13 protein-coding genes are annotated in these 12,484 nt (G+C 46.2%); 12 read left to right on the plus strand and 1 reads right to left on the minus strand.

Going from position 1 to position 12,484, the window contains the following annotated elements:
• Positions 1–23 precede the first annotated feature (23 nt).
• Genes H6571_17335 through H6571_17345 form a run of 3 tightly spaced genes read left to right on the plus strand, consistent with a single transcriptional unit; the run spans position 24 to position 1,705 of the window.
• The gene (locus H6571_17335; protein MCB9325506.1) at positions 24–716 is read left to right on the plus strand and encodes a hypothetical protein; all 693 of its coding nucleotides are present in this window, start codon (positions 24–26) and stop codon (positions 714–716) included.
• A gap of 57 nt (positions 717–773) precedes the next feature.
• Positions 774–1,349 (plus strand): GNAT family N-acetyltransferase, encoded by a 576-nt coding sequence (locus H6571_17340; protein MCB9325507.1) that lies wholly within the window; start codon positions 774–776, stop codon positions 1,347–1,349.
• The gene (locus H6571_17345) at positions 1,346–1,705 is read left to right on the plus strand and encodes a transcriptional repressor (protein ID MCB9325508.1); all 360 of its coding nucleotides are present in this window, start codon (positions 1,346–1,348) and stop codon (positions 1,703–1,705) included. The genes H6571_17340 and H6571_17345 overlap by 4 nt, the downstream gene beginning before the upstream one ends.
• Positions 1,706–1,906: 201 nt before the next feature.
• On the opposite strand, the gene H6571_17350 is transcribed toward H6571_17345, so the two are convergent.
• Positions 1,907–2,125 carry a hypothetical protein gene (locus H6571_17350; protein MCB9325509.1) on the minus strand — a complete coding sequence of 73 codons (219 nt, stop codon included), beginning with the start codon at positions 2,123–2,125 and terminating at the stop codon, positions 1,907–1,909.
• Between the two features lie 124 nt (positions 2,126–2,249).
• Here H6571_17350 and H6571_17355 point away from each other — a divergent pair, with 124 nt between their 5' ends.
• The 9 genes from H6571_17355 to H6571_17395 all read left to right on the plus strand — a co-directional run bounded on the left by H6571_17355 (position 2,250) and on the right by H6571_17395 (position 12,438).
• A complete protein-coding gene (locus H6571_17355; GenBank protein ID MCB9325510.1) occupies positions 2,250–3,185 on the plus strand; it encodes an ATP-binding cassette domain-containing protein in 936 nt (311 codons plus the stop codon).
• Positions 3,182–4,027: an ABC transporter permease subunit gene (locus tag H6571_17360; protein ID MCB9325511.1), complete on the plus strand. Its 846-nt coding sequence runs from the start codon at positions 3,182–3,184 to the stop codon at positions 4,025–4,027. Before H6571_17355 ends, H6571_17360 begins: the two co-directional genes overlap by 4 nt.
• Before the next feature lie 95 nt (positions 4,028–4,122).
• Positions 4,123–4,779 carry a hypothetical protein gene (locus tag H6571_17365; protein ID MCB9325512.1) on the plus strand — a complete coding sequence of 219 codons (657 nt, stop codon included), beginning with the start codon at positions 4,123–4,125 and terminating at the stop codon, positions 4,777–4,779.
• Positions 4,780–4,870: 91 nt separating this feature from the next.
• Positions 4,871–5,296, plus strand: coding sequence for an EamA family transporter (locus H6571_17370; protein ID MCB9325513.1), 426 nt, complete (start codon positions 4,871–4,873; stop codon positions 5,294–5,296).
• A gap of 57 nt (positions 5,297–5,353) precedes the next feature.
• The gene (locus tag H6571_17375; protein ID MCB9325514.1) at positions 5,354–5,890 is read left to right on the plus strand and encodes an RNA polymerase sigma factor; all 537 of its coding nucleotides are present in this window, start codon (positions 5,354–5,356) and stop codon (positions 5,888–5,890) included.
• Positions 5,881–6,711, plus strand: coding sequence for an anti-sigma factor (locus H6571_17380; protein ID MCB9325515.1), 831 nt, complete (start codon positions 5,881–5,883; stop codon positions 6,709–6,711). Before H6571_17375 ends, H6571_17380 begins: the two co-directional genes overlap by 10 nt.
• A 417-nt stretch (positions 6,712–7,128) precedes the next feature.
• Positions 7,129–8,910: a DUF4331 domain-containing protein gene (locus H6571_17385; protein ID MCB9325516.1), complete on the plus strand. Its 1,782-nt coding sequence runs from the start codon at positions 7,129–7,131 to the stop codon at positions 8,908–8,910.
• Positions 8,911–8,950: 40 nt separating this feature from the next.
• Positions 8,951–11,026, plus strand: a complete 2,076-nt coding sequence (locus tag H6571_17390; GenBank protein MCB9325517.1) for a DUF4331 family protein — start codon at positions 8,951–8,953, stop codon at positions 11,024–11,026.
• Between the two features lie 65 nt (positions 11,027–11,091).
• Positions 11,092–12,438 carry a hypothetical protein gene (locus tag H6571_17395; protein MCB9325518.1) on the plus strand — a complete coding sequence of 449 codons (1,347 nt, stop codon included), beginning with the start codon at positions 11,092–11,094 and terminating at the stop codon, positions 12,436–12,438.
• Positions 12,439–12,484: the final 46 nt, after the last annotated feature.

The raw sequence follows: 12,484 nt of genomic DNA on the forward strand, positions 1-12,484 counted from the left end.
TTAATAATTTTAAGCATCTGTTTATGTACCTTAAAATGCGTTTTTTCTTACTTTTCTGCTTGTCCGTTTTTCTCTTTTCCTGCAGCCACGATTCCCAGCAAAACAGTCTGAAATCATTGGCTAAAATGGTGGAGCCCAATTTCACCGGAAAACAGGAAGCGACTGATCAGATCAATCAACTGACCACAGATTACCTGGCTACATTCAATTCAGACTCCACGAGTTTTGAGGATCGCTACAAACTGTTTTCCAATCGTTATTTAAGCAAATATCAGGGATTGATCAATCATGCCCTGGTGACAAAAAAGTCAACCCTTGAGACCCTGACCCTTGGTGATCAAATCCAGGTTTTCAGCCTTAGAAATACTTTTAGTGCGGATACCCTTGTCGGGCTTTCCGTGAAAGAAGTTCTGGCCAAAATAAACGAAGGGTTAATGTATCTGGGTATGAGCGAAGCCAGACTTGAGAACCTGATGTTTTATAGCGGGCAGGAAGCTGTCGGAGGTATAAAGTCAACCTTTTCCATTGCCCCTGTCGCTTTCCTGAAAGAAGACGGTATTTGGAAAATTGATCCCATGGGAGACCCGTTACACCAAAAGATGAAAGAAGAAAAACTGGCCAGCCTGCAACAAAAGACCTATGCGGAGTATAAGACTTTTATGCACGAGGCGCTTCAGCTGACAGACGAGAGTTGGGTGCCGTTGAAGGATAGGTAAAAGATACAATTGAGTTGGCGGTGATATTAACAAGGTTTAACATAAAACCAGCAATCAATGCAAAAACTTCCTTTTGATCCTTTTCCAGCCCTTTCCGGTGAAAACCTGCTTTTAAGGGAAGTCCTTTATGCTGATATGCATGCCCTGTGGGAGATTTCATTTTACGACGGGCAACCGGCCCGATCCGCAGAAGAAGCCTGGGAAATGCAAAAAAGGATCATTGTCGATTATGCCGCCGGAAATTCCGTGCATTGGGCCATTGTCGATCCCGTAACCCAATCGGTGGTCGGGACATGCGGATATTACCGTGGTTTTGAAGCCGAATCGGGAGAGTTGGGATGTGTCTTGTTGCCTCAGCACCGGCAAAAGGGTTTTATGACCACGGCGCTGGGGATGACCATTCAATTCGGTTTTGATACGCTTGGGTTGAAAAGGATAACAGCCCTGACCCATGAGGAAAACGCCAGGGCCATCCGTCTGCTCGAAAGGCTTGGGTTTGTGAAAGAAGTGGACAGAAAGGATGACTTGATAATATTTTCGAAGGAAAAAGGACCGCATGAGGCTATAAAAGGAAGCTCAGGAAAGACGAAGAAAAAACGCTGCAACACAGAAACATTAGCCCGACGGCCATGAGGCTTTTAGTCCTTCAGTATTTATCGGAACAAAAGGCTGCCGTTTCGCTTAAGGACCTGGAAGCCGGGCTGGAACGAGCCGACCGGTCCACTTTGTTCAGAACACTGAAAACTTTTGAAGAAAACAAACTCATCCACCGCATCGACGACGGTTCGGGTTCCGTGAAATATGCTTTATGTTATGAAGATTGTGAATGTGCCCCGGAGGATATGCACTACCATTTCCACTGTACCCGGTGCGATGCCACTTATTGTCTGAATTCCGTCAGTATTCCATCAATTGAACTGCCCCTTAATTTCCGTCTCCAGCAGGCAAACCTCGTGATCAAAGGCATTTGCGCCAATTGTAACCATTAATAATAAAGCCCACTCGTTACGACACCCCGCCGTACACGGACAAAAAACACGAACTGCTCGGGTTTCTTACTTCGGCTTTTTTCTCCTCATGCCCAATGCCGTCACCTTCGGGCTGGGGTTGGTCAGTTATGTGAGTATTTCCGTACAGATCCGGTTGGAAGAGCAGTACCTGGCGCAAAAACAGGGAGAGCCCTATCTTGTCTACAAAGGCGTGGTCAACAGGTGGATGGGAAGACACCGGTCAAAAGAAGGGGGCATTTGACAACCTGTATTGTTTGGTATGGAGGTTTCATATGGTTCAAATGGTTCCCTAACAAAAGTGCCATCGCCACTCCATGTATTGAGGGTGACGGCGTCACCCTCAATACATGGAGTGAAAGTGAGTGCTGTAAGCACGGCACATTTTTCGAGTCTTTTCAACCGGATATTTTTTTTGAATAATAGGTCTAATTTTTATTTGGTAATGAACTAAATCTCCTTAAAAGTGTCATTATCCTGTAACTCTTTGTTACCGAAAAACAAAGCTTTAAACGCGCATTTCCGGATGCGGAAAAATCACATAAACTTGAAGAGCGAAACGTATATAGAACTCGACAGCGTCAGCAAAAACTACAAAAAATTTAAGGCGGTCGATGAGCTGTCGCTAAAGGTCTACAAGGGAGATATTTATGGTTTTCTGGGGCCTAATGGCGCAGGAAAAAGCACCAGCATCCGCATGATGCTCTCCCTGATTAAACCTACTGGTGGAGCCATTAAACTCTTTGGGCAGGATCTTGCCCATAATCGCTACAAGACGCTTAGCCGAATCGGGGCATTGATTGAAAAACCCGATTTTTACAAATACCTTACAGCAAGGGAAAATCTGGAGATCCTTGGAAAAATTTCCGAGGTAAAAAACCTGACTCGCAAGATCGATGAGACCCTCGACCTGGTGGGATTACTCGCCCGTTCCGAGAGCAAGGTGAAAACCTTTTCACAAGGGATGCGGCAGCGGCTGGGCATTGCCCAGACCCTCCTGCACGACCCGGATCTAATTATCCTGGATGAACCGGCCAACGGGCTCGATCCGCAGGGGCAAAAAGAAATGCGCCACCTCATCCAGCGTATCAATGTGGAACGTGGGCTTACCATTCTCATTTCAAGTCATATTCTCAATGAGATCGAGCAATTGTGCAACCGGATGGTCATCATCAATAAAGGAAAAAGCGTGGTGGAAGGTAATGTACAGGAATTACTCAACCAGGGAGAGATGAAAGTCTCCTTTTTTGTAAATGAAGCCGAAAAAGCCGAAAAACTGATCCGGGAATCAATCCTGGCCAATCACCTCAACGAATCGGCGGAAGGCAAAATTACCCTTTCCATTGAACAGGAACGCATTTCCGAAGTGAACCGTTTCCTGGTGGAACATGACATCGCCGTCTCAGCCATAAAACCATTACGCTCCCTCGAAGAGTACTTCATCAACATCACCACCGCATGAAATCATTGAATACACTCATAAAGATCGAACTGTTTAAGATTTTCAAAAAGGGAAGGACTTATATCGGTTTCGGGGCCATTTTCCTGATCATCGTTGCCATCCAGGCGGGCATTTATTTCGAAGGGCAAAACCTGTTCGATTTCATCATGCAGCAGCTCGACCAAAATTTCCAGTTTGAAGGAAACCTGATCAATGGCTACCTCATCACCTACCTGGTCCTGAATACGCTGTGGATTCATGTGCCCATCCTGGTGGCCCTCGTGGCAGGCGACCTCATTGCAGGAGAAGCCAACAGCGGAACCTTCCGGCTCATCCTGACCCGGCCGATCAGCAGGACCAAATTGCTCATCGCCAAATTCCTGGCAGGCTGGACTTATACCCTTTTGCTCATCTTGTTTATGATCCTGATCGGAATGGGAGGGGGCATTCTCATTTTCGGAAAAGGAGACCTGATGGTGTTTAAAGAATCCATCAACTTTTTCTCCGCCAATGAACTGCCGTGGCGCTTTTTTGCCGCTTTTGCTCACGGCACCCTGAGCATGACGGTAGTGGCGGCGCTGGCCTTTATGTTGTCTTCTTTTTCCGACAATTCCATTGGACCCATCATCGGATCGGTGGCCATCATCATCGGGATCACCATCATCAGTACCATAGGTTTTAGCTTGATGAAACCGGTGAACCCGTGGCTGTTTACCACCTATCTGCCCGGCTGGCAGGCGTTTTTTGAATTTGAACTGGATAAAGCCAAAATATTGCGGTCGATTTCCGTGCAAATGGCCTACCTGGTGATTTTCCTGGGCATTGCCTTATATCATTTCAGAAGGAAGGATATTTTGAGTTAAAAATGGGTTCATTGGCATCGGTTCCTGTCAAATTAATCGCGCGTTCAGTAAACCCATTTGATGTAAAATGATGTTATTCATAAAAACAAAAAATTATGTACAAATCCCTATTCATACTTTCAGCATTATTGCTTTTAGGAATCACTCTGAACGCCCAGGACGCTTCCCGGGATATATTGATGGCTTTCAAACAAAAGATGGAGAAGGTTGAAAAATATACCGTAGATGCCCGTATCAAGGTGGAAGTGGATTTTATCAACATCAAGGAAAGAAAGGCGAAAGTAACTTATACCGCCCCCGATAAATTCGATTTTAAAGCCGAAGGATTTACCCTTTTGCCCAAAAAAGGCATGGAGATGGAATACCTCAATATGATGAACGAAGGCTTTACCTCCATATTGGTCAAGGAGGAAAAGGTAAGGGGCATCAATACCAGTCTCATCAAGGTCATTCCGGACAATTCGGACGGTGATATCGTCCTGGCGGAAATGTGGATAGATCCCAAAACATCGGTCATGCACCAGATGCGTACTTTTTCCAAAGATTCAGGAACCTATACGATCAATTTCTTTTTTAGGGATAATCCCTACGATCTTCCCGACAAGATAGAGGTAACCTTTGATGTAAAGAACAAGAAACTGCCGGTATCCATTACGGGAGATTTTGAATCTTTGGGAAAGGAGACAGATAAGGGGCCCACAGAAGGCAAGGTGACTATTCAGTATGCTAATTATTTGGTGACTGGAAAGTAAGTCCAGTGTAGAAAAGGGTTTGGTCGTTTGTAATTTTCAGTGTAATTTTATCAAATCGCTTAACATTGGATGCTCCATCAAAAAACAACCTATGCACTGGATCTTTCCCGCTATCATGACGGCCGTCTTTTTCGGCGCTTATAATGTTTTCATAAAACTTGCTTCAGGTCACATCAACCAGATCGTCGGGGCGGTAATCCTACAGGTGGTGGCGGCTCTTTTGGGAGGCCTCATTTTATTGATCCTGAAAACAACCGATCAGCCTTTGGAGATTTCGCAAAAAGGCATCAATTATGCGTTGCTGGCGGGTGTATTTGTCGGACTGGCAGAAATTACCTCCTTTTATGTGTTCTCTAAAGGTATTTCTGCTTCGGTGGGCATTCCAATTATTATTGGCGGGTCGGTATTGGTCGGCGCGATATTGGGGCTTACTTTCCTGAAAGAGTCCCTGGGGCCGGTACAATATTTTGCCATCGCCCTGATCGTTACGGGGGTGGTGCTGCTTTCAGTAAGATGATTAGAAATACAAAAGAAAATATTACTTTTACAATTCTTGAACACACAAAATACAAATATCGACCAATTGGTTACCCGGATAAAAGCGGGTGATAAATCTGCCTTTGCGGAATTGTACGATAAGTATGCCCCGGCATTGTATGGTGTCGTGTCAAAAATTGTGAGGTCAGAAGAAATTGGCCGGGATGTGATGCAGGACGCCTTTGTCAAAATATGGAAACATATCCATTCGTTCAACCCTGAAAAGGGATCCATTTTTACCTGGATGCTGAATATTTCCCGCAATACGGCCATTGATAAATTAAGGAAATTAAAAAAAGAAGGTATAGTCGAAATCCCAAACCCGGATTCTGACGTAGGTATTGGGAAAGCCCAACAAACATCGATAAAAATCAACAATATAGGACTCAGGGAATTGGTTGAAAAATTACCGCCGGAGCAAAAGCTCATGGTAGATTATATCTATTTCAACGGGTACACCCAGCAGGAGGTAGCCGAAGCATTGGGTATTCCCCTGGGCACTGTGAAAACAAGAATTAGAACCGCCGTTTTGGCATTGAGAAAGGTATTTACCGTTATTTTATTTTGGATATAAAAGCATACATATCGTCAGGTATTTTAGAGGAATACGTCCTCGGCGCGGCTTCTGAGCAGGAACGCCGGGAAGTGGAATGTATGTCCCATATCTATCCTGAAATCAAGGAAGAGCTTTCGCGCCTTCAGCAAACGATAGAATCTTTTGCCATGATCAATGCAGTGGATCCGCCCACGTCACTCAAGGCCGGTATTCTGGAAGCTATTGACGATGAAGCGCAAATAAAACCGGGAGATGCCGCCGCCGTTATTCCTATGGAAAGAGCAGATGCCACTCCCGAAACCGCCAGGATTATTCCAATGTACATGAAGCTGGCCCTTGCCGCTTCAGTAGCCCTGCTCCTTGTTTTCGGGGGGCTTTGGCTGACCAACAATAATAAATACCAGCAACAGATCGCGGCCGCTGAGGACCAAAATCAAAACCTCCGGGATCAGATGGCCACCCTGCAGACTGAAACGGAAGCCAGGGCATACACCAACAGTCTTTTGGCCAGTTCCGATACCCGGATCGTCGAAATGCCCGGGACCGATAACAGTCCCGATTCCAAAGTTCGTGTTTATTGGAATACGGTTACCCGTGAGGTGCTGCTCAAGGTGGACCAGTTGCCTCCCCCTGAAGCCGACAAACAATACCAGCTTTGGGCCATTGTCAATGGTGAACCCCAGGATATGGGAGTCTTTGAGATCGATGCGGCGTCCGATCAGGTTCAGTTGATGTCTGCCCAGGTTGAAAATGCGCAGGCTTTCGCCATCACCCTGGAAAAGAAGGGCGGTAGTCCGACTCCAACGCTTTCCGCTATGTACGTATTGGGGAATGTCTGATCCTGAGGAGCCCTTTCCGGATACCCTTTTATCATTTTAACAAGTTTTTTTCTTCCGGAGATGAGGTGTCACCGGGAAAGAGCTGCCATGCCAATGGCATTTCCAAGGGAAGAAAAATTTGCCATGCCAATGGCATTTTCCAGCAAAGATTTTCCAATTTAGAACGTTTCATTTTCATCCTTATGGCCATCCATTTGATGTTCTGAAAAACAGGGATTCTATTTTTTAAAAAATAAGTAAATTTCATAAAAAATTGATTATCAATTTTTTATAGGGTAATTGTAATGATTTTTTTATTTTTTTTGAAAAAAATATCCTTTCTGAAATCCAAAACCCTTTCTCTTTCGTAGGTATGTCGAAATCGATTTCAAATCAATAGCATGCTGTTCTATTACATAAATCACAAAATATTAAACAATGAAAAAATTTAACCTTGCTTTCTTAAAGCGACCAGTTTGGACAGCCCTGGGTTTGTCCCTGGTACTTTTAGCTGTGAGCATTACCGATTCGTTTGGATCCAGCCACCGGGAAGCACCCCATATTTCTAATGACCCATTGGCAGATAATACCGACTTATATGCTTTTCGTAGCCCGGATGATCCCAATACGATTACCATCATAGCCAATTATATTCCTGCTGAATTGCCTTATGGTGGACCTAATTATCATTCCTTTGGTGAAAATATCAGGTACGAAATTCACATTGACAATGACGCTTCCGTTGCCGGAGATGAGGTTACTTACCGGTTTACATTTCATAAAACCAACCAGGACCCCACTACCTTTTTTAATATCAGGCTGGGACAGCAAAACCTGAAAACTACCTATACTTTGGAAAAAAGTACGGACGGAGGAAATTCCTGGACCACCATCGTTTCCAATGGCATCGTGCCACCCCCGAATATCGGTGCCCGTTCGATTGAAGACCCTGTCGTGGGGTTAGGAACGACCTACACCGACCTTATCAACAATTCGATCATGACAGCTTCTACAGGAGAAAAGATTTATTGCGGTCCTGCCGATGATCCGTTTTTTGTAGACCTGGGTGGTATTTTCGATCTTGGCGATGCGCCGCGTCAGAACAATGGCAACAAAGTGCGCGACGGGCTTTCTCGTTACAACGTTCACACCATAGCCATACAGGTCAATATTGCCGATCTGCAGAAGGCCGGAAAAGATGTCAGCCAGGCGGTTAACATTCTCGATGGAGATTTCGTGATTGGCATCTGGGCTTCGGCCAGCCGGCGAGCAACCAGAACTTTATCAGCAAACGGATCGGGAGCGGTTGAGTCAGGTGATTGGGTTCAGGTTTCCCGCCTGGGCATGCCACTGACCAACGAGGCCGTCATTCCTGTCGGTATGAAAGATTACTGGAATTCGATTACCCCATACGATGAGATTACAGATACTATTTTGGACCAGTATTTCTACAATCCCGAGCTGGCCCTGTACATGGACGATGACCTGTTCGGAGCTGCCGTTCCCGCTTTTGCAGGTTTGAGGATCCAGCGGAGTTCACTTCAGTCATTTGACTTTGGAAATGGTCAGGACGGATTGTATGGATTAAAAGGAAGTGCAGCAGTAGCGGGTACTGCATTGGATGATGCTGTGTTTGGGACACTCTTACTCCCCGGACCGGGAATGCCCCGTTCGGTGGACTTATGGCCAATCTTCCACACAGGAGTACCCAACGTTAGCCCTTACCAGTTGGCGACCGGGAAAAACGGAAACCCTCTCGCTGCTGGTAAGCCTTTTATCAACAACTTTCTCCCGAATGGAGGAGACATGCTGAGACTCAACATGGCCACACCAATCACCGACAGGGACGATCCTGCGTTTAGCTCCCTGGGAATTGTACAAGCTGCCGTACTCGGGTTAACCGATCCGACTTATGCTTCCAATGCTGATATGGAATTCATTCCCAATATGGATGGTTTTCCAAATGGTAGAAGACTGGAAGATGATGTCACCCGGATAGAATTGCAAGCTGTTTCAGGAGTAGCCCTGGCGGCCATAGGCCTTTGGTATGATGATTACCAGGTTGCGGATACGACCCAGTCTCCGGTGACCAACCTCCTGCTCAATGTATTGAAGTATTCCACCGGAGTGGAAACCAACGACCTTGAATTCAAATCAACCTTCCCTTACGTGGCAGAACCATGGAGAGGTACTGAAGTTGAAGAACAAGGCACTTATTAATTCAACCTAAAAAAGAAAAGAGATGATTTCATTATATAAAATGTTCCAAAAAGTGCTCTCCGCGGCCTTCCTGCTTTTATTGATCGCAGGGACCTATTTCCCGGCAGCAGCCTCCAGTCACCGTGAAGCCCCCATGATCGCTGATGATCCCCTGGCGGACAACACAGACCTTTACGTATTCAGGAGCCCCGACAATCCGAATATGATTACCATCATTGCAAATTATATCCCAATGCAACTGCCTCATGGCGGCCCCAATTACAATACTTTTGGAGAGAATATCCGCTATGAGATCCACATCGACAACGATGTGAGTACCCCCGGAGATGATATCGTTTACCGGTTCACCTTCACCAAAACACATGAAGACCCCACCACCTTTTTTAATATTCGTCTCGGTGCTCAAAATCATAAGGTAACTTATACTTTGGAGAAAAGTACTGACGGTGGAGCATCCTTTACAGCCATATTAACTAACGGAATAGTGCCCCCCAACTACGTAGGCATGCGTTCCATTGAAGGTGCTGCCGGGTTGAATACCACTTATGACGCCTTGTTTGCCAGTGCCATCATGACGGCTTTTGACGGAGAAAAAGTCTTCTGTGGACCTGTCGATGATCCGTTCTTTGTGGATCTCGGAGGTATTTTTGACCTCGGTGATGCTCCACGACAGGGTAGCGGTACTGCAAGGGATGGTCTTGCCGGATTTAACACCAGTACCATTGCGATTCAAATCCCCATTGCTGAATTGCAGAAAGATGGTAAAAACGTTGGTCAGGCGATTAACATCCTCGACGGTGATTTTGTGATCGGCGTTTGGGCTTCGGCCAGCCGCCGGATGATCAGAACCCTGAACGGCGATGGTACGGAAGCTTATTCCGGAAATTGGGTTCAGGTGTCACGTCTCGGTATGCCCCTTACCAATGAAGCGGTGATCCCGCTGGGTATGAAAGACAAATGGAATTCGATGACCCCTTACATGGATTTGGACAGCCTGGCTGTTTTTGGCAACTACTTCTATAATCCAGAGTTGGGTCTTTACATGGATGATGCCCTTTTTGGCGGCGCTGTGCCCGCCCTGGCTTCCTTGAGGATTCAGCGTAATGCCCTGCAGGCTTTTGATTTTGGTAACGGGCAGGATGGGTTGTATGCCTTGAAAGGCAGTCCCGCAGTAGCCGGAACCGCACTGGATGATGCCGTTTTTGGTACTTTGTTGCTCCCCGGCCCGGGCATGCCCCGCTCGGTGGATCTGTGGCCTATCTTCCACACAGGAGTACCTAATGTGAGCCCATACCAGCTCGCCACCGGTAAAGGAGGAAACCCGCTTGCTCCCGGAAAACCATTCATCAACAACTTCCTGCCAAACGGAGGCGATATGCTTCGGCTCAATATGGCCACCCCGGTAACCGATAGAAACGACCCCAATTTCAGCTCGTTGGGTATCATCCAGGCTGCCGTATTGGGCCTGACGGACCCGATGTACGCCAATACGGACATCCAGTTTATTCCCAACATGGATGGTTTTCCTAACGGAAGGCGTTTGGAGGATGACGTGACGAGAATCGAATTACAGGCCGTTTCAGGTGTGGCTCTTGCCGCCATTGGCTTGTGGTATGACGATTACGATGCGTCTGATATGAATGCTTCTCCCGTTACTTCTGACTTACTGAATGTACTCGGATTCTCAACAGGAGTAGAATCCAACGACACTACTTTCCTTGCTACTTTTCCTTTTGTGCAAATGCCATGGATCGGTACCGGAAAATCCAGTGGAGCGACCATTTCTTATACGCAGCCTGACATTCTGGATCCCACAGACTGGAATACGGTCAGCGTGATGAACCTGGGAGCCCCTGAATTGTACGCGACAAGTTATCCCAATCCTTTTAGTTTGACAACTACCATCAAGTATCGCTTGCGCAGCAACAGCAATGTGACGATCCGCATTTTTGACAGAACCGGAAAATTGGTGCGCAATTTATTGAGTACCCGTCAGCCAGCCGGTGAATATACTGTGGACTGGAACAGCAGCGATCTTGCCGAAGGTACTTACATGGCACAAATTGCTACCGGGAACAAAGTGGTACAGAGCCTGAAATTAGTGAAAACCAAATAGTTTAATCCCCGACTGTGGCGGGCGGTGTTCCGCCACAGTTTTTTTATCACCTCTAAATGATAGTCATGAAATTCAAATTATATACCCTTTTTGCAGCCTTGTTAATGGCGGCTTCAGTAATGATGTTCCAGGCTTGCCATAGAAACCAAGCCCCCCTGAGCATCCAAATGGAAAAAATTCCTGCCTTACTGACCAGGAGTTCAGACCTCGGCCCGGAAAAAGAAGGGCAACTATATACAAAAACCTATGAGAAACTATACAATAGATTAATGGCCAATCCTGAAGATACGGAGGCTCGGCTGCAAATGGCCGAATTGTTTATCATGGAGGCCCGGATTACGGGAGAGCACCCTTATTATTACCCGGCAGCCCTTAAAATGGTCAATACCGTTTTGGAAAGTAAGCCTGAAAAACAGGAGGTGCTTTTCAGTGCTCTGAATCTGAAATCATCGGTGTTGCTTTCCCTCCACCAGTTTGAAGAAGGACTGGAAGTTGCTCAAAAGGCTGCGGTGCTTAATCCGTACAACGCGGGAATTTACGGCTCGTTAGTGGATGGAAATGTTGAGTTGGGCCATTACGATGAGGCGGTAAAAATGGCCGACAAAATGGTTTCCATTCGTCCGGATCTGCGCTCATATTCTCGTATTTCATACCTGCGTGAGATCTATGGTGATATTGATGGGGCCATCGAAGCCATGGATATGGCCGTCAAGGCAGGATACCCTGGTTACGAATCCACCGCCTGGACAAGGGTGACCCTTGGTAATATTTATGCCAGCTACGGCGACCTGACGAATGCTGAGATCCAATACAAAATCACTTTGCAGGAACGTCCCGGTTTCCCCTTTGCCATCCAGGGACTGGCTTCTGTTGAAATGAAAAAAGGCAATCTCGAAAATGCGGAAAAACTATATAATGAGGCTATCGGCATCATTCCGGAAGTATCTTTTTATGAAGGTTTGGCAGAAGTATATTTAAAAACAGGCAGGGAGAATGATGCCCAAAAGACTGCCCAAACCATTATTCAGATGATGGCGGAAGATGAAGCCAGCGGTCATAGAGTGGATATGGATAAAGCCAAGGTTTATCTGCATTTTTTAAAGGATGACAATACTGCTCTGAAGCTTGCCATGAATGAATACCATGCCCGCCCGAAAAATATCGATGTAAATCTTTTTTTGGCAAAGGTTCTGATCGCCAGGGGTGATCTTATTTCTGCCAGGGTTCATCTCGAAACGGCCTCGGTGACCAACAGCAAAAACCCTGAATTATGGCTTTGTAAAGGCGTATTGGAAGCTAAGTCAGGAAATTCCGAAGCAGCCGGAAAGATGATCAAGGCGGCCCTGAATGCCAACCCTTATCTGGAGGGAGAAATGGCCGACTTTGCCCGCCAGACCATTGCTCAGAGCTAGGTCGAGTGACTAAATTTTTCACCTTTTTTATTAAAAAAACAGTAAT

This window comes from Lewinellaceae bacterium, assembly GCA_020636105.1.
In the GTDB taxonomy this organism is placed as follows: domain Bacteria; phylum Bacteroidota; class Bacteroidia; order Chitinophagales; family Saprospiraceae; genus BCD1.